The 23,779-nt window shown below is 39.5% G+C and carries 23 protein-coding genes; 22 read left to right on the forward strand and 1 reads right to left on the reverse strand.

Annotated elements, in window-relative coordinates; translation table 11 throughout:
* Nucleotides 1-46 precede the first annotated feature (46 nt).
* The 21 genes from JN080_RS08640 to JN080_RS08740 all read left to right on the forward strand — a co-directional run bounded on the left by JN080_RS08640 (nucleotide 47) and on the right by JN080_RS08740 (nucleotide 21,296).
* A complete protein-coding gene (locus tag JN080_RS08640) occupies nucleotides 47-481 on the forward strand; it encodes a universal stress protein (RefSeq protein WP_256235549.1) in 435 nt (144 codons plus the stop codon).
* A 249-nt stretch (nucleotides 482-730) separates the two neighbouring features.
* Nucleotides 731-1,894, forward strand: a complete 1,164-nt coding sequence (locus JN080_RS08645) for a DUF4317 domain-containing protein (RefSeq protein ID WP_256235550.1) — start codon at nucleotides 731-733, stop codon at nucleotides 1,892-1,894.
* Between the two features lie 239 nt (nucleotides 1,895-2,133).
* Entirely contained in the window at nucleotides 2,134-2,415 is a 282-nt protein-coding gene (locus JN080_RS08650; protein ID WP_256235551.1) for a CBS domain-containing protein, read from the forward strand.
* 15 nt (nucleotides 2,416-2,430) lie between these two features.
* The gene (locus JN080_RS08655) at nucleotides 2,431-2,589 is read left to right on the forward strand and encodes a CBS domain-containing protein (protein ID WP_256235552.1); all 159 of its coding nucleotides are present in this window, start codon (nucleotides 2,431-2,433) and stop codon (nucleotides 2,587-2,589) included.
* Between the two features lie 830 nt (nucleotides 2,590-3,419).
* Nucleotides 3,420-4,484, forward strand: coding sequence for a phosphotriesterase family protein (locus tag JN080_RS08660; protein WP_256235553.1), 1,065 nt, complete (start codon nucleotides 3,420-3,422; stop codon nucleotides 4,482-4,484).
* 112 nt (nucleotides 4,485-4,596) lie between these two features.
* Nucleotides 4,597-5,598 (forward strand): phosphotriesterase family protein, encoded by a 1,002-nt coding sequence (locus tag JN080_RS08665; RefSeq protein WP_256235554.1) that lies wholly within the window; start codon nucleotides 4,597-4,599, stop codon nucleotides 5,596-5,598.
* 146 nt (nucleotides 5,599-5,744) lie between these two features.
* Complete coding sequence (locus JN080_RS08670) at nucleotides 5,745-6,908, forward strand: thiolase domain-containing protein (RefSeq protein WP_256235555.1); 1,164 nt, start codon at nucleotides 5,745-5,747, stop codon at nucleotides 6,906-6,908.
* Between the two features lie 3 nt (nucleotides 6,909-6,911).
* Nucleotides 6,912-7,325 carry a Zn-ribbon domain-containing OB-fold protein gene (locus tag JN080_RS08675; protein WP_256235556.1) on the forward strand — a complete coding sequence of 138 codons (414 nt, stop codon included), beginning with the start codon at nucleotides 6,912-6,914 and terminating at the stop codon, nucleotides 7,323-7,325.
* A 177-nt stretch (nucleotides 7,326-7,502) separates the two neighbouring features.
* Entirely contained in the window at nucleotides 7,503-9,200 is a 1,698-nt protein-coding gene (locus JN080_RS08680) for a CocE/NonD family hydrolase (protein WP_256235557.1), read from the forward strand.
* A 129-nt stretch (nucleotides 9,201-9,329) separates the two neighbouring features.
* Nucleotides 9,330-10,280 (forward strand): MBL fold metallo-hydrolase, encoded by a 951-nt coding sequence (locus tag JN080_RS08685; RefSeq protein ID WP_256235558.1) that lies wholly within the window; start codon nucleotides 9,330-9,332, stop codon nucleotides 10,278-10,280.
* A 16-nt stretch (nucleotides 10,281-10,296) separates the two neighbouring features.
* Nucleotides 10,297-10,992, forward strand: coding sequence for a 3-oxoacid CoA-transferase subunit A (locus tag JN080_RS08690; RefSeq protein WP_256235559.1), 696 nt, complete (start codon nucleotides 10,297-10,299; stop codon nucleotides 10,990-10,992).
* Nucleotides 10,985-11,671: a 3-oxoacid CoA-transferase subunit B gene (locus tag JN080_RS08695; RefSeq protein ID WP_256235560.1), complete on the forward strand. Its 687-nt coding sequence runs from the start codon at nucleotides 10,985-10,987 to the stop codon at nucleotides 11,669-11,671. Before JN080_RS08690 ends, JN080_RS08695 begins: the two co-directional genes overlap by 8 nt.
* A gap of 28 nt (nucleotides 11,672-11,699) precedes the next feature.
* Nucleotides 11,700-12,455 (forward strand): GntR family transcriptional regulator, encoded by a 756-nt coding sequence (locus tag JN080_RS08700; RefSeq protein WP_256235562.1) that lies wholly within the window; start codon nucleotides 11,700-11,702, stop codon nucleotides 12,453-12,455.
* Between the two features lie 96 nt (nucleotides 12,456-12,551).
* Nucleotides 12,552-13,748, forward strand: a complete 1,197-nt coding sequence (locus JN080_RS08705) for an MFS transporter (protein WP_256235564.1) — start codon at nucleotides 12,552-12,554, stop codon at nucleotides 13,746-13,748.
* 150 nt (nucleotides 13,749-13,898) lie between these two features.
* Entirely contained in the window at nucleotides 13,899-15,020 is a 1,122-nt protein-coding gene (locus JN080_RS08710) for an FAD-dependent oxidoreductase (protein WP_256235566.1), read from the forward strand.
* Nucleotides 15,021-15,213: 193 nt separating this feature from the next.
* Entirely contained in the window at nucleotides 15,214-16,140 is a 927-nt protein-coding gene (locus tag JN080_RS08715) for an alpha/beta hydrolase (protein WP_256235567.1), read from the forward strand.
* Between the two features lie 244 nt (nucleotides 16,141-16,384).
* Nucleotides 16,385-17,638 carry an MFS transporter gene (locus tag JN080_RS08720; RefSeq protein WP_256235568.1) on the forward strand — a complete coding sequence of 418 codons (1,254 nt, stop codon included), beginning with the start codon at nucleotides 16,385-16,387 and terminating at the stop codon, nucleotides 17,636-17,638.
* Between the two features lie 147 nt (nucleotides 17,639-17,785).
* The gene (locus JN080_RS08725; RefSeq protein WP_256235569.1) at nucleotides 17,786-18,745 is read left to right on the forward strand and encodes an MBL fold metallo-hydrolase; all 960 of its coding nucleotides are present in this window, start codon (nucleotides 17,786-17,788) and stop codon (nucleotides 18,743-18,745) included.
* A gap of 136 nt (nucleotides 18,746-18,881) precedes the next feature.
* A complete protein-coding gene (locus JN080_RS08730; RefSeq protein WP_256235570.1) occupies nucleotides 18,882-19,442 on the forward strand; it encodes a TetR/AcrR family transcriptional regulator in 561 nt (186 codons plus the stop codon).
* A 235-nt stretch (nucleotides 19,443-19,677) separates the two neighbouring features.
* Nucleotides 19,678-20,565, forward strand: a complete 888-nt coding sequence (locus JN080_RS08735) for a fructose bisphosphate aldolase (protein WP_256235571.1) — start codon at nucleotides 19,678-19,680, stop codon at nucleotides 20,563-20,565.
* 140 nt (nucleotides 20,566-20,705) lie between these two features.
* Complete coding sequence (locus JN080_RS08740) at nucleotides 20,706-21,296, forward strand: ADP-ribosyltransferase-containing protein (RefSeq protein ID WP_375141616.1); 591 nt, start codon at nucleotides 20,706-20,708, stop codon at nucleotides 21,294-21,296.
* A gap of 117 nt (nucleotides 21,297-21,413) precedes the next feature.
* Here JN080_RS08740 and JN080_RS08745 read toward each other — a convergent pair whose 3' ends face one another.
* Nucleotides 21,414-22,367, reverse strand: coding sequence for a zinc-binding dehydrogenase (locus JN080_RS08745; RefSeq protein ID WP_256235573.1), 954 nt, complete (start codon nucleotides 22,365-22,367; stop codon nucleotides 21,414-21,416).
* A gap of 307 nt (nucleotides 22,368-22,674) precedes the next feature.
* Here JN080_RS08745 and JN080_RS08750 point away from each other — a divergent pair, with 307 nt between their 5' ends.
* Nucleotides 22,675-23,583 (forward strand): Ldh family oxidoreductase, encoded by a 909-nt coding sequence (locus tag JN080_RS08750; RefSeq protein ID WP_256235574.1) that lies wholly within the window; start codon nucleotides 22,675-22,677, stop codon nucleotides 23,581-23,583.
* Nucleotides 23,584-23,779 lie beyond the last annotated feature (196 nt).

Consider the following 23,779-nt stretch of genomic DNA (forward strand, 5'->3'; position numbering starts at 1 on the left):
TCTACTATCAACACTTTCAAATCATTTTAAAAGGGGATTATGGCAAATGGCAAATCATTATAAAAGTATTGTAGTAGCTGTAGACGGTTCAAAAGAAGCTGAATACGCCTTTCGCAAATCAATCGATGTTGCAAAACGTAACAAAAATTCACAAGTAAACATAGTAAACGTAATCGATACCCGTTCATTCGAAGCCTATGACCGCTCCATTGTTGAGCGAGCACAGCACCGATCAGAGGAACTTTTAAATGGATACAAGACACAAGCTGAGGCAGAAGGTGTTGAAAACGTAAATGTAGTAATCGAATACGGTTCAGCTAAAAATATCATCACTGGAGAGTTTGCTAACTTAGTCAAGGCAGATCTAATTATCTGTGGTGCTACGGGGTTAAATGCTATTGAACGTTTCTTAATGGGTTCCGTATCTGAAGCAATCATCCGTACGGCTAAATGTGATGTTTTAGTAATCCGTACACCTTAGTGAATGTTGATCCTTTAAAAATAACGGTTCTAGGATACTTTTGAACTAATCTAGAAAATTTTGAGCAACCATTCGTAAGAGTACACTTTTACGAATGGTTTATTTTTTATGCTGATAGATCTATTCGTTAAATACTGAGAATCATTAAGAATAAAAGTATATCAACCACTGTACTTAAACTTCCGGGAGTCATCGAGTATTCCTATTTTCTTGTCTGAACAGTATAATCAGGAATAGGAGTTGAGAAATATGAATAAAAAAGACATCGCAAATATCCGCAAGCAATTTAAATTAAATAACAATCTTATGAGTATTCGAGAAATCTTCAATGTTTATGTTAAAAAAGAATCAGGTGAGATTTACCATCATGTCAGTCAGCCACTTCAAATGTTAGAACAGGAAGCACAAGAATTGTTTTTGGCAAACTTTAAAAAGGTTTTGACAGGTCATCTTGATGCCAAATTGTTTGAGCTGAAATTTAATCGTGCTGTGGAAGACAGTACCCAAACCATCCTTTTCGAAGGATTACAAGCAGACACAACGGAAGATTGGAAAGAATACATGCTGCAAATCGTCGAAAAAATGTTTGCTCATACGGTCTATGAATTTGATACAGTGGTGACGTTTGTACGGGGCGAATATCGGAAGGCAACCAGGAAACGGGGGCCGGAATCCGAAGAAGGCGGGGATGACGAAGTCTATTCCAGCCAGTTTGTCCTTTGCAGTCTCAATAAAACCGATCAGCCGAAAAAAACCTTGCTGTTTGATTATGTAGAGAAAGAATTCAAATCGAATAACGCTGTAGATCCCATTATTAATTTAGAATCTCCATTATCAGGATTTCTGTTTCCTGCTTTTAATGACAATTCTGCAGATGTGAACCATATTCTCTATTGTGCAGGAAAAGCAAATCAACCCGATTTTACCTTTATTGAAGAGGTTCTCAATTGTGAAGAGATCATTACGGCGCAGGAAGATAAAGATTGCTTTGATTTTATTTTAAAAGAAGTGATCGGAGACGAAGTCGATTCCAGAGTCATTTCCAATGTCTATGAGGAAATCGATAAGCTGGTACATGAGAATGAAGAAAATGAAGAAAGTGAAACTCCTATGCTCGATCATCGGGACATCGAACGCATCTTAACAGTCAGCGGCGTCGAAAATGTAGAGCCTGCCAAGGTGGAACATGCCTTCAAATCTGTCGTAGCTGATGAAAAACATGAATTTAAAGCAAGCAGTTTAGTTCCTAAAACGATCAAAATCGAGACAAAGATCGCCAATGTAACCATCGACCCAAAAGACCTGAAAAATGTAAAATATATCACATACCAGGGAAAAAGGTGCCTATTGTTGGAAGTTGATGAAGATGTGGTCGTGGAAGGATTTAGGCTGGAAGAATCGCAAACACTCTAATAAGTTTTGAGATTGTGCTGTGAAGGGATTTAATCCTTAATTGACAGAGCTTATTCAATCAAAAACAATAATCAAAAACGAGCTATGATTCCAATATCCTAGCTCGTTTTTTCGTTGGGAAAAACCATTTTTGAAACATATTTTAGACAAATTTACGAATACTGAGAGAATGGAATTTATGTTACTATATGAATATGCAAAAAATGTATGCGGTTACAATAGGGAGAGAGGGATTCATTATGCAAGTAAGAGACTTCATGATTACCAAAGTTTTTACTGTAAAACCTTCGACTACTATCAAAGAACTGTTACATGTGCTCAATTCAAATCGAATTGGTGGTGTGCCAGTTGTTGATGATAAGGATCATTTAGTAGGTATGGTATCAGATGGAGACGTATTACGTTACCTATATCCAAAGCCACAAGGTATTGCTGGACTTGTTTATATAATAGAAGAAGAGAAAATTGAGGATGTATTACAAGAAAAGTTGGATAAACCAGTATCGGTAATCATGACCTAAAGAAATATCATCTTCGTGTCAGCTGATGAAAAGTTTGAAAGGACGATACGTTTGTTATCCCGACATCGTTACAAAAAACTCCCTGTAGTCAATGGGGCCGGTCGTGTTATAGGTGTTATTAGCAGGGGAGACCTGATAAATAATATTTCGAAAAAGATACCTTCCTTAGTATAGAGCCCTCCAATAGTAGTAAGAGGTAATTACTTAGGGGTAGGGGATACAGAAACGAAGTATGGTTTTTCTTGTTTAGGAGTGTTTCGACAGTTGTACCTGCTGTTCCATGATCTTTTCTGTATGTCTTAATATGTCTCTTTTCTGCAAACATAAAAATTTCAATAAACCTTTCGTAAAAGTTTAATTTTTACGAAAGGTTATTTTTGTAAAGGTGATGTTAAATAACAATGTTGAATTATATTAAAAATAACAAGGTGGGTAATCAAATATGAAACTTGTAAACTCAATATTAATTTTATTTAGAAAAAACTGAAAATATTGATAAAATAATTGACTTTGGTATAACAATATTATAATATCATATCAACAACATAGAGATTGCATCATTGTTTTATCAGAAGAGAAAGCGATTACACCAGAGAAAGTGACATTCTAGGGAAGGTAAAGCAGTTCAATCCCACACTTTTTTAAAGGAGAGCTTCTTTAGTTTACTAGGGGAATGCTAGAGAGGATTTGTTGTACAAAAGGGGCTGTAGCAGTGAGCTTAAATTGTAGTTACAAAAAACCAACCGGTCTGTTTATATGACTCGATTGTTCTAACCCTATGCAACCGGTTTGTTTAAAAGAGTCAATTGTACTTATCCAAAACCAACCGGTCTGTATTTAAAAACTCAATTGTGCACACATCAAACCAACCAGTCTGTGCAGGTGGATCAATTGTGCTTTTTATAAACCAACCGGTCTGTTTGTGAGTTGCCCTTTCAACTCTAAATCATCGCCTTCGGATGCCTCTAGGGTGAGAATCTAATAAATGATAGGAGGTTTTACAAATGCTAGAAAATTTACAAGGAAAAAGTTCAAGTGTTGTTCGTACTGTTCTTGGACCAGTGCCAGCTCAAGAACTAGGTGTTGTACTCATTCATGAATCACTTCTTTCCATAGTACCTGGTGCAGAGTATGCGCCTGAGATTGATATGGATAGAAGTAAAATATTTGAGGTATTAAAACGTGAGCTAACTGAGTTTCGTAGACTTGGAGGAGGAACAATTGTCGATCGTACCGGTATGTTTTACGGTCGTGATGTAAAACTTTATGAAACTCTTTCGAAAACAACAGGTGTTCACATCATAACGTCCACAGGTTTAGGGCCTGAGCCAATGTTGAGTGGTTACTTCACAACACCGCAAACGCATCCTCCTACACCATGGCCAGCCGAACAATTTGCTGATTTATTCATAAAAGAGGTGACAGAAGGAATCGTAGTACCGCGTATTGAGCGATCAAGTACAGCAGGGTTAGTTACCTCAATCGCAAGTCAAAGCGGTATTACTGAAGTAGAAATTAGTCTATTCCGTGGTTCTGCAAAAGCAGCTCTCGCAACAGGTGTACCTGTATCCGTACAATACGGTGCAGATGCTGCAAGCGATTTAGAAATTTTATTAGGTGAAGACATTGCACCAAATCGTGTCATCATTGGAGGACTTGACCGTCTAGATGCTGTTCAACGTAGAGAAGCATTAGCTGTTGCAAATCGTGGTGCGTATGTTGCTTTTGACCACGTAGGTTGGTCTACAAACGATGGTTACGTAAATGATGAGGAACGTGCTCAATTAATTATAGAGTTATTCGAAGCAGGTTTTGGTGGACAAGTACTAATTTCAACGAATGCAGTTGGTGTTGCAAAAGGTTATGAAGCAAAAAATCCTGGATTTGATTACTTACTAACAAAATTTGTACCTATCTTGCGTAAAGTGGGTGCGACGGATGAACAGATTCGTATTTTACTAGAAGAAAACCCGCAGCGCGTACTTACTCTAGAGCTTAACGCAAAGAAAAAGATAATAGGTTGGAACTATGATTGGGACAATTTATTCTCCCCTGTTGTGAATAGATAAGTGTAAAGGATGAAAAAATCGTTTCTTTCCTTAGATTGAAGGAAATTCAATTAAAGTATACTGACTACGGAAATTTGATAATAGAGAAATAAACGTGAGGAGTGAAAAAACGATGGGGAAGGTAAATACGGTTTTAGGCCCGATCGCAACTGAAGATTTAGGAATCACAGCAATGCACGAACATATTGGGTTCGGTCTGCCAGGATGCGATTTAGATACAAAATGGTGGAAAAGTCATGAAGAAGCGTTTGAAGTGACAATCCAAAAATTACGCCGCTTCCGTGAACATGGCGGGAAAACATTCGTAGACTGCACAGGAATCGGAAATGGAAGAGATGTTGAATACTTCCAAGTGCTATCACGAAGAACAGGAGTAAATATTATCGCTGTTACAGGCTTTGTAGCCGGAGATTCAGCTCTTCCATATTTCCGTAATAAATCAGTTGAGTATCTTGCAGATTTATTTGTTCATGAAATTACAATTGGGATTGATAACACAGGGGCAAAAGCAGGTGCACTTAAAGTTGGTGTTAGTCGCGGCGGACAATTAAGTGAGCTCGATAAACGCATTTATCAAGCAGCTGCCCGAGCTGCAGTAAAAACAGGTGCTCCAATTATCACGCATTTATCAACAGATGCTCAGACGGCCATTGATATATTTGAAAGTGAAGGTCTACCGCTTAATCGCGTGTTGATGGGACATGCCGATGTTGGGCAAGATGCAGATGACGAGCGTGATGCAATGATTGCACGTCTTGGTGGATATGTGGGATTTGATACGATCGGTTATGACACAGAGATGGAAAACTCACCATATTGGTCACGTCCTCGTCAAGAGCGCGTTGAGCATTTCCTTCGTTTCCTAGACAAAGGTTTTCTAGACCGTGCCGTTATTTCCGCTGATGCCAACTGCTGTGCTCTAGGCTGGCCAGGGTTAAAAGGGCATTCTGTCAATTATCTTTTCGAAGAGTTTTTACCAGACCTTCGAAAAGCAGGAGTTAGTGAAGAAGTATTTGAGCAGCTTTTAGTGCACACTCCGGCGAAGTTCTTAACAATGCAAGAACCTCAAGTTCACGCTCCGGCGCATGGATTAACTTTTCAAGATCAACGTTAATTCGAAAAATGGATACATTACAAATCTAGAAAGTAGAAGTGAGGTTGGCTTCTGATTCAAGAAGTCAACCCCCTTCTTATAACGCTTGGATTAGATATATATGATTGGACAATGGCTCAAAAAAAAAAGCAGGGAGGTTAGGACAGATGACTATAAAAGGAATGGCCTATATTGCCGGGGCGTTTGAGCACCCAACCCGTAAGGCTCCGGATAAATCGGTTGCCGCTTTACATGCGGAATGTGCGAAAGGCGCACTAGAAGATGCAGGACTAACTTTTGCAGATGTTGATGGGTATTTTTGTGCAGGTGACGCACCGGGTGGAGTACTGTCTTTGGTCGATTATTTAGGCCTCAATGTACGTCATGTCGATGGTACAGACACTGGCGGTTCATCGTACATTGCCCATGTTTCACATGCTGCTCAAGCAATCGCAGCGGGCAAATGCAATGTCGCGTTAATTACTATGGCAGGTCGACCACGTTCAGAAGGTAGAAGTGGAGTTAAACAAAAAATTACGGTTGCAAATGTTCCTGATACACCGTTTGAACTTCCTTTTGGACCAACTGCTGTGAATGAATATGCAATGGCAACGATGCGCCATATGTATGAATATGGTACTACTAGTGAGCAATTAGCATGGGTCAAAGTCACAGCTTCACAGCATGCCCAATACAATCCAAACGCGATGCTACGTGATGTAGTGACAGTCGAAGAAGTTCTTGCATCGCCAATGATTGCGGATCCATTGCATAAATTGGATTGCTGTGTAGTAAGTGACGGTGGCGGTGCTTTAGTTGTCGTAAGACCTGAGATTGCTAGAAGTCTGAATCGTCCGTTTATCCGAGTGATGGGCGCAGGCGAAGCACCTAAAGGATTACTTGGCGGAAAAACCGACCTTACCTATTCTGGAGCAGTTTGGTCGGGACCTAAAGCCTTCGAGGAGGCTGGGGTTACACCTCAAGATATTAAATATGCATCCATTTATGATAGCTTCACCATTACGGTGTTGATGCAGCTTGAAGACCTAGGTTTTTGTAAAAAAGGCGAGGGTGGAAAATTCGTCGCTGATGGGAACCTGATTTCAGGAATTGGGAAGCTTCCAATCAATACAGATGGTGGCGGGTTGAATAACAATCATCCAGCAAGTCGAGGCGGCATCGTAAAAGTAATCGAAGCTGTCCGCCAGTTGCGCGGGGAGGCTCACCCGCAAGTACAAGTGGGAAATTGTGATATTGCGTTAGCTCACGGTACTGGTGGCGGGCTTGCAAGCCGTCATGGTAGTGCAACACTTATCATGGAGAGGGTGTAAATCATGGGAACTATATATCAGCAAAGAAGGATGTCCATTCCTGAGATTTATCCGGAACATCAAGAGTATTGGGATGCCGCAGCAGAAGGCAAGTTATTAATAAAGAAATGTGATTCCTGTGGTGAATTTCATTACTACCCACGTATACTATGCCCATTTTGCATGAGTGATAAGACTTCATGGAAAGAAGCTAAGGGGACAGGTAGTATATACACGTATAGTGTGATGCGACGAGGCGCCCCATATGCCATTGCGTTCGTTACGCTCGATGAAGGTCCAAAAATGATGACAAATATCGTCGATTGTAATTTAGATTCAGTGCACATAAATCAAAGAGTAAAAGTTGTATTCAAGCAAAGCGGCGACCAAGACCATCCAGGTCCTTTTATATCTTGCTTCACACCTATTGAAGATTGATAAGGACAGTTATCATGCTCATATCGCTTAAGTTAATGACGCAACTACAACAAAGGCTATATAGGCAGATTTATCATGCTGCTAGTGAACATAATAGTTTTTTAATTAAGTAGGTTACAATTCATCGTACAGCTTAAACACGTATGTAGAAAGACGAAGTAAAGGAGAGCGCATGAAATGATTATCACTAAGGACGTACGTTTTAAAATGCGAGACGGCGTGCATATCGCTGCAGATATTTACCGTCCTGATAGCAAAGAAAAAGTACCAGCATTACTTGCTCTTAGCCCATATGGTAAAGAACTACAAGCGCAAGCACTAACGTTACCTCCGCAAGCACGTCCAAGTCATCTTTGGAACGGAGCGATTGAAGCAGGTGACATTCGCGAAGTAGTATCACGAGGCTATGCCCATATTATCGCAGACGTACGCGGCACAGGTGGTTCTAAAGGTCAAATGTGTGGGAACTATAATTCTGGTGGTCATGGAGATGGGAAAGATATCTATGACATCGTGGAATGGCTAGCAGGGCAAGATTGGTGTGACGGAAATATTGGGATGATCGGTATTTCCTACTTTGCATCTGTTCAAATTTTAGGTGCAGCAGAAAAACCACCACATTTAAAAGCAATTTTTGCAAATGGTGGTCATTTCGACCTTTACGAGCTTTGCTATCACGGCGGTATCATGTGGTTAATGCCTCGTGCTTCCCGTGAAGGTCGTGGAGGCGACAGTGGAAATGCATTCAATAATGTGGCAAGTAAGCGTTCAAAAGTATTTTCACCAGAAGAACTTACAGAGAAGACTCAAGAGCGCTTAAATGACCCAGATATTGCGCATTGGTCAGACTTTGTTCACCTATTACACTATCAAAATCGTCATGAATTATGGATGGATTATTTATTAAATCCACTAGATGGTCCATTTTGGAAAGAAAATAGTGCGATAGAGGTTGCGCATAAGGTAGATATTCCAGTTTACTTCCAAGCAAAATGGGGACGAGGCTGGAATGTGGAAGGCACTATTGAATGCTTCCACAAGGTATCAGGCATTAAAAAGCTTGATATACAAGCGCTTCCACCAATGTTAGAGCGTCCGTTCCATGAGAGCCACGACGAAATGTTCCGCTGGTATGATTACTGGTTAAAAGGCATCGATAATGGCATTATGGATGAACCAGCAGTTCAGTTCTCTGTAGAAGGCTCTAATAAATGGCGCAAAGAGGAACATTGGCCATTGCCACAGGAGGAAAAGAAAGCGTTCTACTTACGCCCACGACACAAAATTAGCGAAAAACCAGAGCCGTTAACATCTGAATATGCCCATCCAGATGGTTTTTACCAAGCGCCATTAACAGTAACAACAACATCAGAAAAGATTAAATGGACTAGTGATAAATTCTCAGAGCCAGTTGAAATTACTGGTACAGGAGCTTTATATATTTATGCAGAAATCGATACAGATGATACAAACTTCATTGCGAAGCTTTATGATGTAGATCCGAGCGGCAAACGTACATTAATGACATCAGGATATCTAAAAGCATCCCATCGTGAATTAGATGAAGAAAAGTCAACATATGGAGAGCCATGGCATCCACATAACCGTGTGGTACCAGTAACATCTGGTGAGATTAATGAGTATGCGATTCGCTTATATCCATTCTCATTCTTCATTCAACCAGGGCATCGTTTGGAATTAGATCTTGCATGTAACGAACCGCTTGATGGAGAAGATGCAAAGTTATTACCGCCAGATAGTTACCATTTACCAAGTGGTCGTGCCACAACGCACAAAATCTATCGGGATGCTGATCACCCATCACGCTTAGTACTGCCAGTAATTCCAAAACCATATGACATTACAAATAAATAATGAAGAAAAAAGGTGAAATCATCGGACAATGAATTGGTAGTCTTTCCCGATGAAAGATCCTCTACAGCGCCTTCTTCTATAAAGAGGGAGTGCGCTGTTGCACAAACTTTAAGATAGGGGGTGAACAACATGACAAATGAAGTACGTGTTATTCCGATTGAATGTAAATTTGGTCCAGTTTCTGCATTTGCCTATTATGTAGATGCACCAGAACCAGCAATCATTGATACCGGTGTGAATGCTTCTGCAGTTTCCAACATTGAACCAACTTTGGCTGCACATGGCATTCGTATAGAAGATATTCGTTGGATTTTGTTGACGCATGGTCATGTGGATCATCTCGGTGGTGCTTATGCAGTATGGGAAAAAACAGGACGACGGGCTAAAGTGGCTATTCCTAAAAAAGAAGCTCGTTTATTACGGGATCTTAATGAACATATTGTCGATTATAAGGCCCTCCAAGGGAAATACATCACGGACCCGGAAATTCAAGATAAACATATCACCATGTTAACAACAGATATTGGTGGCAATATCGATCCGGACTTGGAAGTAGTTGATGGGGATGGTATCAATCTTGGAGATGATATCACGATTAAAGTGATGGAAACTCCTGGTCATTCAATCGGATCTGTAACATTTATAATAAATAAATTAGATTGGGCATTCGCAGCGGATGCTGTTCAAATGTATGGCGGTTTAGGTGGATTACCAACAATTGAAAACCCAACATTATATCGTCAAAGTGTACAACGTTTGTTAGAAGAAGTTCGTCCTAAACGATTATTCTTAGGTCATCCATTCCGCGATTTTAAAGGGGATATGCAAAGTGCTCAAATTGAGGGTGAACAAGTAACTGCGGTGTTACAAGATAGTCTGGATATGGATGCCAAATTACGTGATGTGATTAAACGATATGTAACATTTGATCATGCTGTAGAGCATCATGAACTGTATGGACCATTCGGTTCCATTGCTGAAGCAATTGGTTATACAGGTGACCCACGACATTTACCTTGTGCATTCTTTGTGACGATGCATGGTTATAAAGAAGAACTAATTGGTAAATCAAGTAAATGAGAGGAGGAAACTCGATATGATACAGAAAGAATATGAGAATGCAGCAAAAGCCGTTGCAGATATACAAGATGGGTCAACGTTGCTTGTTGGAGGATTTGGCGGTAGCGGATTACCTTCACAACTTGTTGCAGCACTTGTAGAACAAGGAGCAAAGGATCTAACGGTTGTATCGAATAATATTGGCGCCGTTAGTGATGGTGTAGCAGCGCTGATTAGCAACAACCAAGTAAAAAAAATCATCTGTTCTTTCCCAGTTGGACCACATGCTGATGATTTAATTGATCGTCTCCAAAAAGGGACGATAGAGTTAGAAATCGTTCCACAAGGGACATTAGCGGAGCGGATTCGTGCAGGTGGAGCGGGTATTCCAGCTTTTTATACACCGACAGCAGTGGGCACGGAGCTAGGAGAAGGAAAAGAAACACGTGAATTCAATGGTAGTGTTTATATTTTAGAGCATGCAATCACAGGTGATTTTGCCTTTATTAGAGGAGATGTAGCAGACCGTTGGGGAAACGTTGTTTATCGCAAAACCCAGCGTAACTTTAACCCTATAATGGCGGCAGCAGCTACCGTAACGATTGCTGAAGTTAGTGAAATCGTAGAAGTAGGAGAACTTGATCCGGAAAATATTATCACACCAAGTATTCACGTACACCGTTTAGTTAAGGCAGAGCAGGTGCAAGAAAGGAAGGTGCTAGTAAATGAGTAAAGAACAAGCTATTGGTTGGTCAAAACAGGAATTAGCAACTCGTGTAGCGCTTGATTTGGAAGATGGTTGGTATGTTAACCTTGGAATTGGATTACCGACACTTGTTGCGGATTTCATTCCTGAAGGTAGAGAAATTATTCTCCATAGCGAAAACGGTCTTCTTGGGCTTGGTCCAAAACCAGCACCGGGGGAAGAAGATCCAGACCTTGTGAATGCAGGAAAAGAACCAATTACCCTAAAACCAGGCGGTTGTTATTTCTCACAAGCAGAATCTTTTGCGATGATTCGCGGCGGCCATATAGATGCAACCATACTTGGTGCTTTCCAAGTTTCGCAGAATGGTGATCTTGCCAATTGGAAACTGCCGAACTCACCTCTTGGACGTGTTGGCGGAGCAATGGACTTAACCGCTAGCAGTAAGCGTGTATTTCTATGTATGCAGCATATAACAAATAAGGGAGAAGCAAAAATTGTAGAGGAATGTACGTATCCTTTAACGACCCCCCGCTGTGTAGATCGTATCTACACAAATCTTGCGGTGATCGATGTGACAGATGATGGCCTTGTCGTGCGAGAACTCGCTCCAGACGTTACGTTTGCATACTTGCAGGAATGTACGGCTGCTACGCTTAAGCTGCATGCCGGATTGCAATCAAAGACTATCAGTGTACAAAAATGATTAAATCAGAGACTATCGGAGCACAAAAATGATTAGGAACCCTCAAAAAAGTACAATTGATCGTAGCTCCTCGGTGCCGCTTTATAAACAAATAAAGGAAATATTGATTAAGGAGCTACAGGCTGCTGACGGTGAAACGGATCGCCCCTTCAGCACCGAGCATGAGCTTGTTCAGCGCTTCCATGTGAGTCGGGCACCTGTTCGCCAGGCATTGAAGGAGCTTGCCAATGAGGGGTACGTTTACCGAGAGCGTGCGAAGGGAACCTTCCCCGTTCAGGAATTCCCCGTACGGCCACCAGGGTTGGAGTTAGGAGGACTAGTTGGTTTCCTTCGCGATCAAGGATTAGATTGTAATTCGAAAGTACTAGGTATAGATTGTGTGTTACCCACAGAAAATCTGTGCGCTATCCTTGGTATTGAGCCGAGAAATAAGGTCTTGAGTATCTCTCGTTTAATCCTGCTCAAAGAAAAACCACTCGTATGGACACAGACTTATCTGTTCGTCTCGGAGGATTTCCAACCGAGTGCACGAGAACTCGAGGAAGTCAATAGTGTCTTCGTGACCCTTGAGACCGAACGAGGCATCTTCATTTCTCGAGGTGATCATCAGATCTGTGCGTCAGGTGCGAACCGTGAGGAGGCAGAGATTTTGGGTATCAAATACGGTGAACCTGTTCTCGTAATAGAGACGAAGTTGTACACACGTAATGATCGACTCATTGGCTGGAGAAGGGCTGTCCATAGAGCAAACGACTATAAGTTCTCTTTCACAGTGAATCGTTGAGATTGGCCATAATTTGAAGAGAACAAAGACAATTGGGATTACTGGAAGGATTAAACGACGCGAGTATCATCTGTACTATACGACTGGGGGGGTGGGGTGACTCGAATAAACATTACAGACGTTGTTAATGAAGGGAAATTTAACCGCTTTCACATTGGATTACTGATCTGTTGCCGCATTATTATCACCTATGATATGTTCGACCTTGTTGTATATAGTTCCGTCATACCAGTCCTCATGAAGGAATGGTCCATATCACCTGTTCAAGCAGGGGCTATGGGCAGTTACGGATTTTTCGGGATGATGCTGGGAGCCATATTCTTTGGGGTCTTGGCTGACAAGTTCGGAAGGAAAAATGTTCTTATTTTAAGTGTGGTCCTTTTTAGTATATTTACGTTTTTATGTGCATTTGCACCAGGACCAATCTTGTTTTCTATTTTCCGATTTATTGCTGGAGTTGGGATTGGCGGTGTTTTACCAAATGTAATTGCCTTAATGACAGATTACGCGCCGAAACACATGCATAACATGATGGTATCAATCGTGATGTGTGCTTTTTCTGTAGGTGGGATTTTAGCTGCTTTTATAGGAATCTACTTTATCCCTCATTTCGGGCGGAAAAGTGTTTACTGGGTAGCAGCACTTGCACTGTTACTCATTCCGTTTATGGTGAAGTATTTTCATGATTCACCCACTATGCTTTTGATACGAGGTCGAATAGACGAACTTCGTTTCGTTCTTTCTAAAGTTAATGACAAGGTACCCTTAACTCCAGATACGGAGTTTGTAACAAGTACAGAAAACGATCCTGGTTCTTCTGTAGCTGCATTATTTAAAAATAATCGCGCACTAGGTACTGTGATGATCTGGATTGCCTTTTTCATGTGTTTGTTAATGATCAACGGGGTAAGTACTTGGCTACCTAATTTGATGTTTAGAGCTGGCTATGCTCTTGGTTCCAGCTTAAGCTTTATGATTGTTTTCAATATTGGAGCTATTGTTGGAACGCTAATCCTTGGAAGTCTTGCAGATAAATTTGGGGTTAAAAAGGTACTCGTTCCGATGTTTATTATGGCAGCGGTTTCCATGATGCTTCTTGGTTTTAAAAATAACATGTTTATTCTCTATTTATTAGTTTTTATAACTGGGGCATGTACAATGGGGGCTCAAAACATCTCCTATTCCTTTGTATCACAATACTATTCTCCATTAATGCGCTCAACTGCCATAGGTTTTGCTTCGGGAATCGGAAGAATTGGCGGATTATCGGACCAACATTTGGAGGCATCCTAGTATCTCTTAATCTATCTACGCAAATGAATTTTCTTTCGTTTGCGATTCCAGGTATTCTTGCAGCTATTGCATTTTCATATGTTCCTTTAAAACTTGCTTATGACAAAAAAATGATAAAAGAAAATAATTTGAATTAGGAGTGAAATAATTATGAAATCAAATTCTGAATTAAGAATTGCAATTATTGGCGGAGGTATTGCTGGTGCATCAACTGCGGTTGCATTAAAAGCGAAAGGAATTCGTGCGGATGTGTACGAGCAAGCTCCTGCATTTGTAGAAGTAGGCGCTGGTATTGGTGTCCGTCCACCTAGCGTGCACGCTATCAATAAATGGGGGTTAAAAGAAGACCTCGAAAAAGTATCAGTAGAAAGTAGATACATGGAAATCATCGCTGGTGATGACCAACTATTAATTAGGGAAACATTTCCAGTACTAACGGACGATAAATCTGAAGCCTATACACGTTTAATCCACCGTGCAGATTTATTAGATACATTAGTAGCGCATATTCCAGCTGATCAACTTCACTTAAATCACCGTTTAACAGAAGTAATTGACCATGGTGATTATGTAGAAGTGAAATTTGAAAACGGTAAAACAATTGAAGCTGATATCGTAGTTGCAGCCGATGGTATCCATTCACCAATCCGTGGTCAAGTATTAGGTCAACACAAACCAGTATATTCTGGCTACTTAGCACATCGTGCATTAATTCCTTACGAAGACGCGCTTGGTATGCATTCAGAAGAAAACGTGTTACGTATTTATGTAGATGGTGATAACTCATTCTATTTATTACCAATAGATCATCGTCGTCAAGTATCTGTAGATATCACAGTCCCTGGTGAGTTCGCATTGCGTCCAGAATTAACAAAAGAACAAATTATGGATAGCATGAAAGGTTTCGGTCCTACATTACAAAAAATTGTTGAAAAAATCAAATTGGAAGATATCGTATCTCGTCCATTATCTGACCTTGAACCAATTGATAAATGGAGCACAAGCACTGTAACATTAATTGGTGACGCTGCACATGCTATGCTTCACAACCAAGGTCAAGGTGCTAACATGGCAATCCAAGATGCAGATGTTTTAGCAGAAGCAATTGCAGAAGCAGTTGCTGGAACTGTAACACCTGCAGAAGCACTTAAAAATTATGAAGAGCAACGTAAACCAATTACGAGGCTTTATCAAAATTTATCTCGTTTATTCCCAACTGATCAGGCAAAAACAGCTTTCCCTGAAAAGGAACACTTTGAAAATGCCAATTAATGGATCTAGTAGGATTTATTGAATCTACAATAGTATCAGTCTAATGAACCTTAAAGCTTAGAGGGTGCTAGAAAAATAGGTATGATTTACCAAAAGATCTCAATGAAATTCAGAATATTAATGATTGCATCAATATTTAATTATATTTATACAATCAACTGAAAAGAATGAAAAAATACGGAGGTTATCACAGATGCCTGTACATCCCGAGATAAAAAAAATCCTGGATTCTATTCCACAATCCGATTCTAAACCGAAAATTATTCCAGAAGAACATAGAAAAATGTTCGATGCACCTGTTTTACCTGTTGAAAAACGTGTACAAGTTTATTCTGTTGAAGAAAAAACAATTCCGACTTCTGAAGCGGAGATCCCAGTAAGAATTTATACGCCGAAGGAAGCAGATTCTTTTCCACTTCTCATGTATTTCCACGGCGGGGCATTCTTTTCGGGAAATTTAGAAAGTCATGATGAAGTTGTTCGCCCGATTTGTATGGAATCCGGCTATAAAGTCATTTCTGTAGATTACCGTCTTGCTCCGGAACACCCATTTCCTGCTGCATTAGAGGATTGCTATAATGTCACAAAATGGGCTACAGAACATAAGGACGAATTAAAATGGGATGGGAAAACATTAGCAGTTGCAGGAGATAGTTCTGGTGGAAACTTAGTTGCTGCCGTTTCTATAATGGCTCGTGACAAAAAGGAATATTCCATTACGAAGCAAGTATTATATTATCCATCCCTAGACCTTGACTTCAGTGAATTTCGTTACCCATCATTAGTGAAAAATGGAAAGGGCTATTTCGTTGAAAGTAATCAATTAGCTGAATATAACTCCTTCTATTTATTAGGGAATGTAGATACTAATCATCCGCTCGTTTCACCAATTCGAGAAGAAAATTTAAACAATCTTCCAGCAGCACTTGTCATCACAGCAGAATATGATCCTATGCGAGATGAAGGGGAACTATTTGCGGAGAAATTAAAAAAATGTGGTGTACATGTTGAAACAAAAAGATATGAAGGTGCTACTCATGGTTTCTTAGGTAAATTCACGCATCTTGTTGAATATAAAGATGTTTATAAACGTACAGCTGATTTTTTAAGTTCTAAGTAAAGCAGTTTCAAGCCCACGAAGTGTTCATTTTGAGGTTAACTGGCTTTTACAGCGGAAGTGATCATTGTGACTAAAACATAGTATTACGTCCAATCACTTCCGCTTTTTTTGAAATCCTAGTTATAGAACAAAAACCGCAAAAAAATATTTTCAATATTCGGAACGTTGTTAAAAATCAACTTGGTATCAACGTATTTTAATAGTTATACCCAATACATGATTTTAAAGAAGGGTGTTTTATTTTATGCAAAATAAACGGTTTTGGACTTATGAAAATAAGTTAGTAGTAATCTTCTTCTTCACAGTCGGATTCGTATTCTTTGACCGTTTAGCGATTAACTACCTATTCCCAATGATTTCTGCAGATTTAGGACTAAACTACACGCAATTAGGTTTACTTGGAGCAGCTCTTGCGTTAACTTGGTCAGTATCTGGTCCATTAGGAGGATTCATTTCAGATAGAGTTAAGAGTAAGAAATCAATGTTAGCTGTTTTAGTATTCGCATTCTCAATTATTTCATTAATGCACGGTTTAGCACAATCATTTGTAATGCTGTTCGTACTACGTCTATTAATGGGTATTGTAGAAGGTCCACTGATTCCGCAAACACAATCAATATTAGCAATGGAATCGTCGGATCGTCGTAAAGGATTTAACTTAGGTTTCACAATGAACACAAGTAACGCATTATTCGGTAGTATTTTAGCTCCTGTAGTAATTGTTGCATTAGCAACAAATTTTGACTGGCATACTGCATTCTATTTAACGATTATTCCAGGGATGATTTTAAGCTTTGTCATCTTCAAATCAGTTAAAAATCCAAATCCAGCGAAATTCCATGCTATGCATACTACAAAATCGACTGAAAAATTTAAAGTCAAAGATGTTCTTAAGCACCGTAATATTTGGTTATCAATTATTGTTTTCAGCTTAGTTATGACAACTCTTATGGCATTCCAAATTTTTGGGCCAACATATTTAGTAAAAGCAAAAGGTTTATCTGATACAACAATGAGTTTTGTAATGGCTTCATTTGGGGTTGGATATGCAATCTTCGGTTTCTTAATCCCATCAATTTCAGAGCGTACTGGGCGTAAACCAGCTTCTTTAGTTTCTGGCTTGTTGTTAATTCTCATACCACTAGCTATTGTTTTCGTGAATTCAATTCCATTAATGATGCTTCTGTTATTCATTGGTTCGGCTGGTTCAGGTGTAATTGGTATGTCAATGTCAATTATTCCAGTTGAGTCTGTTCCATTACAATACTCAGGTCTTGCAATCGGTTTAACAATCGGTATTGGTGAGTTAATCGGTGGATTCTTAAATCCAATGGTGAATGGTGCTTTAGCAGACATGTATGGTATTCAAACACCATTATTCGTAGCTGCTGGTGCGGCTGTGATGGCATTCTTATTCTCATTCTTCTTCAAAGAAACAGCACCATCTAAAGTTCAATCAACGCAAGAGCAAGAAGTCAAACCTAGTGTACAACTCTAGTTTTCGATTGTAAAGAACAACTTAGCCCGCCTTTTCTGGGGAAAGACGGGGGCTAAGTTTGTTTTTCTTCTATATAGTATTTGTTAAGCTATGATTGGTTCTTATGCAAAGTAAGTGAGAAATCAATAGTTTAAAGGGGGGGATTTGTTGTTTAAAAAAAACAGTATAGAAGTATTTCCGTGTTTAGTTCCAGCTTCCAATAAATTGAAAAGTTTTAATTTTTTCTTAGTTAAAGATAAGAATTCCCTAACGTTAATTGACGCCGGAATGAATACTGATGATTGCTGGAATTCCTTACAAAAGACCTTAAAGGATCATGATTACACACTTACTGATATCACAGAGATTTTACTAACTCATCATCATACAGACCATATTGGCTTAGTCGACCGAATTGTAAGCTCCCATTCCATTCCCGTATACGCCCATCCTTATGCCATACTTGTTCTGAAAAGAGACAAAGAATATATGAAAATGAGGGTGGAGTTTTTCAGAAAGCTATACCAAGAGATGGGATGTGGTGAAATTGGTGAGAAACAAGTAGCAGATTTACATAATCCTATTATTCTAAGTGAGGATAAAAAAATCCATTGCGAAATCCAAGAGATAAACACTAATAAACTTTTAGGATTTGATATTTTGGAAATCCCAGGGCACGCTCCAGACCAGGTTGCCTTTTATAATAGAGAGTGTAAGTGGCTATTTGCAGGAGATTTATTAATTGAACATATTCCAAGCAATGCCTTCATTGAGCCAGATTATGATGGGATCCGTACAAAATCCTTGGTACAAAAAAAGCAGTCATTGGAGAAATGTTCGTTATTGAATGCAGAACTCGTTTTTTCAGGTCACGGTATGATCATAGAAAATCCTGTTGAGTTATTAAATAAAAGAATAAAAGAGATTGATGAAAAAGCCAACAAATATATTACCATTATTAAATCCGGAATTTCAACCGCAAGTGGAATTGCCCAATTACGATATAAAGAAAAATATGAGAAGCGGTTTTTCAATATTATGTCTGAAATTATTGGTTATCTTGATTATCTTGAATTACAAGGGAGAATTAATAAGGAAATGGAGAAAGGGATTTGGCATTATTATTAACTGGATTGTCGTTTTTATATTGGCAAACCCTTTTTTTGTCAATCAATTATTAATTAATTAAGAAGTCTTGAAATATAGGGAGTTTTTTTATAGAGTAATAAACAGAACGGTCGGTGGGGAGGAGGTTAATGTAGAAATGGATACTAAATCGATGATCATCGACAACGCGACCACGCTTTTCCAGAAAAAAGGATATAAAGGTGTAGGCTTAAACGAAATCTTAAAAGTATGTAAGATTACAAAAGGTTCACTCTATCACCATTTTCCAAATGGAAAAGAAGAATTGCTCATCGCTTGTCTTCGCTTAATGAATGAAACTATTAAAACAAAAATGGCGGGGATCTTCCATAAATATCCATCGACTCAAACAGCGACAGTAGCGACGATTGAGCTAATGCTGGATGACTTTGAAAGAGATGGGATGATTACAGGTTATACATTTAGCAGCATCGTTTACGAAATGGCGTCACTAAGTGAACCAGTCAGAAATGCATGTGCTGACTCATTCTCAAAGATTCAAATGATTGTTTCGAACAAGTTAGTGGAAGATGGGTTTTCGAAGGAATCGGCTGACTCAATTGCGCTCATGGTAACAGCTTCTATCGAGGGTGGAATTTTGCTTTGTTTAGCACAAAAATCAAGCGATCCACTAAAAATTGTTTCGAAGGGATTACCAAATTTACTGAAGGAGTTTTAACAAAAACCACTGGTTGGTTCCAATCCCACGCACCTAGTTATTCTTAAGGCGCCTACTTTTTTATAAGAAAACGTCATTTTATTATTTAATCAATATTTTCCTGTAAGAAATCCAGCTCCAAAAGGACTATAGGAAATAAATTCATTTTTTCGGGGGCGGAGCCTGGCATGTGTTTCAAGTAGAAGAGTTATAATAAAGCAGGTACAGCATTCATTTAGCGGAAGGAGAACCATTCATGAATAACAAGCAATTAGAACGAATCCGAACAGGAAAAGGGTTTATAGCGGCCTTAGACCAAAGCGGCGGAAGTACTCCCAAGGCACTTTTGGCGTATGGCATTAACGAAAACAGCTATTCTAATGAAGAAGAGATGTATACATTGGTTCACGAGATGAGGACGCGTATTATCAAGAGCCCCGCGTTTGATTCTCAGTATGTTTTGGGCGCGATCTTATTTGAGAACACGATGGATCGTTTTATTGATGAGCAATATACAGCTGATTTTCTATGGGAAAAGAAAGGTATTGTGCCCTTTCTAAAAGTCGATAAAGGACTCGCAGGACTTGAGGACGGTGTTCAACTCATGAAGCCTATTAACGGTTTGGACGATCTTCTTAACCGAGCAAATGAACGCAACATCTTCGGAACGAAAATGCGCTCAGTTATTAAGGAAGCCAATCCTGTTGGTATCAAGAAAATTGTTCAGCAGCAGTTTGACATCGCGAACCAAATTGTTGAGAAGGGGCTTATTCCGATTATCGAACCGGAAGTGGATATTCACAGCGCGGATAAGACAGATTCGGAAAAGCTATTAAAAGAGGAGATCATTGATCAATTATCTACCCTCGACAAAGACGTAAAAATCATGCTTAAACTCTCCTTACCTACCGAAGACAATTTCTATAGGGAATTAATTGAGGATCCGCATGTTGTACGGGTGGTGGCCCTATCAGGTGGCTACACGCAAGCGGAAGCCAATGAAAAGCTGGCACGTAATCATGGATTGATCGCAAGTTTCTCTCGTGCCCTATCAGAGGGACTAACTGCCGATCAAACAGACGATGAATTCGACGCGATGCTGTCCAAATCTATTCAGAACATTTATGAAGCCTCCAACAAATAAAGGACAACCGAAAGAACGACTCCGAGCTCAATTAGAAGCTTGGAGTCGTTTTTAGGTCGTTATTACAAATTTGAGTGAAGCTGCGTCCTATGACAGATTTTGGTACAATCTTGGCCCTACCATAAATGAATACCTAAAATTTGGGTAATCTAAAAAAGGAGGGCATGCTTATGATCGTTTATCATGGTTCAATAAGAAAATTTGAACACTTTGCTAAAGAAACGGTAGTTCAAAATTTACGTAACGATATAAATACGATTGGATTTTGGTTTACTTCTGATATCGATTCAGCGAAACCTTATGCAATAGGTACTGAGACCGTTTTCCAAAAATCAGAAACCGTGTTTTGGGAGGATGGGGAACCAAAAGTAGTTCAATTAGACAGGCCAGTAAAAGGCTTTATCTATAAAGTATATATGGATGAACCAAATCTTAAGGAATATGAATCTAAATCTGAAGATCCCTATGATTTGTTTATGAGAGAGCGTGACAAATATTGTGATTATCTAGGTGGAAGAAAAAGAAACCTTACCTGGAAGGATAAAGCTATTCTTTTAAATAAAGAAGAAGCTAATGCAGAATTTCGTAAAAACCTTATTAGTCAGGGATACGAAGGCTTTTTAATACGAAACACTAGGCTGCAGAATGGTGTTACAGACTTGTATTGCATTTTTTCAGAGGATTCTCTCCACATTGCAGATGTTATTCCTGTAGATGTTTTAGACGAATAATGAAGAAAACTCGCCAATATTGCGGCGAGTTTTTGCAATTTCATATACCAATAGCTTTTTCAAAAGGTTTATCATTTTGGCTCAAAATCTCATAAAAAGCGTATCAAAACGGACCGGTTAATCTAATACCGCCACGAGGCGTCCTTTGACTTCTCTATTTTTCAATTTTTTCAGGCCTTCATCGACTTTATCAAAGCTGATTTCAGATAACTGAGGATGTAATTTACCAGTTTTAAAGAAATTGTATACCCCTTTAATATCTTCTGGTGTACCGCCATTACTTCCTTTCAATGTCAATTGTTTTGTGATCATTAGGTATGTACTTACAGTAGATTCAAGGATACCCATACCTACGATTACAACAGTACCTTTGAAAGCAACAGCATCTAAAGCATCAGCAGTCGTTTTTCCAAAACCAGCATAATCCACAATCAATTCAGGTGCATCATCTTTCATTTCTAAAACGTTTTCGTAAACTTTTTTACAACCGATCTCACGTGCAAGTTCACGAGCATCAGGGCTTGTATCTGACGCATACACTTCACAGCCTGCGGCAATAGCCATTTGAGCGGCAAATTGTCCTAAACCACCGACTCCGATAATACCGACTTTCATTCCAGCTTTTGCTTTACCTTTTGTAAAAAGAGCATGATAGGATGTCATTCCGGCGTCTGTAGCCGCAGCCCCTTGTACAAAAGTTACTTCATCTGGCAAAGGGACGCATTGGACAGCAGGAACTAAGCATTTTGTAGCATAGCCGCCGTCACGATAGTAACCAATCGCTTGACCGGTTTCTGGATGCATTGGACAAACACCAACACGATCGCCCACTTTGAAATTCGTTACCCCTTCACCTACTTCAGTAATGACACCAGCACATTCATGTCCAAAAATAACTGGAGCAGCGGGAATCAACGGCATCCAGCCCGGATCTTCCAATGCGGCAACATCAGAGTGACATAAGCCTGCTGCTTTCACGTCAATAATCACTTCACCTGGTACAACTGTTGGATCTTCTTTTTCAATAAGCTTTGGTTCAACACCTGTTTTTGTAAACAGCCAACCTTTCATAAATTAAAACCCCCTTAATAATTTCGATTATATTAATATTATAACAATATACTTTTTATAGTGTTTTGTATGCCTTATTTATTCACCCAAATGTCATAATTTAAAAATTAAAAAGTTCGAGGTCAGACACTATTGCACTAATGCGTTACAATACCGAGGTCAGGAAATCCTTTGAATAATTTTTCCTTTCGATTATTATTGATACATTGGCCAAACACGACTCAAAGTAATGGTGTATCCGTAAAAGAATTGCTGAATCAAATTGGGACTGGAAGTAATTTATTAAAATAATTAAGGAGGGCTAGTAATGCGCGTACAGTACGATGAAATGAGAAGTGAATTCAAAAGAGTTCTCATAAAAAGAGGATTTGAACCGGAATCTGCGGAGGTTGCTGCATCCATAATAGCCGACAACAGCTGTGATGGGGTATATTCCCATGGCTTGAACAGGTTTCCTTCTATTGTTAAAGCGATCGATGAAGGAACGATTAGGCCGGGTATGCGTCCGGTGAAACTGAATAGTATGGGTGCTCTTGAACAATGGGATGGACAGTTGGGTTTCGGCCCAATCAATGCGTCTATTGCCATGGACAGAGCTATTGAACTAGCTGGACAATACGGGTTAGGGTGTATCGCACTTAGAAACACTAACCACTGGCTTCGAGGAGGCACTTATGGCTTGAGGTCTGCCAACTCAGGATGTATCGGGATTTGCATGACAAATACATTCCCCAATATGCCGCAGTCTCAATTCTCCTACGGTAAGCTGCAGACCTATTCCCTTACTGGAAAGAAACTTCCAGTTGCAGGAGGTTATGGTGCAGATGGTAATCTTACTAACGACCCGGATGCTATTTTAAATAGTGGTGAAATTCTTCCTGCAGGATTTTGGAAGGGCTCAGGACTCGCCATAGCAATTGACATGGTGGTTTCTGCACTATCTGTTGGCAGATCTACTTTCGATATGAGGAAGGACAGCCAAGATAAAGGAATTTCACAGGTATTCATCGCTATAAATCCGGTACAATACTCAGGTAAGGATTATGCGGATACTTACATAGAAAATATGTCTGAGTATATTAAGACCTCATCAAGGATAGCTGGTGTTACTGATATCCTTTATCCTGGTGAGAGGACAGCAAAAGAGCGTGCTGAAAACCTAAGGATAGGTATTCCAGTAAGCCGGGATATATGGGAAACAGTGCTAAAACTATAAGCATAAGACTCAGTTCATGAGTCAGGTCCCCTGCAAATAAATGCTTTAATCTTGAAGGGCACTATCCCCCTAAATTCACAGTAAATAAGTTTTTTGAATGGATTTGATAATGAATGAAAAAACTATAGAAATAAATCTATTCTGTGAAGCAGTAAAAAGGAAACACCTTGTATTATGCATAAATGGAAAAATCGGG

This window comes from Bacillus sp. EB600 (assembly GCF_024494385.1).
Classification (GTDB): domain Bacteria; phylum Bacillota; class Bacilli; order Bacillales; family Cytobacillaceae; genus JAEVLT01.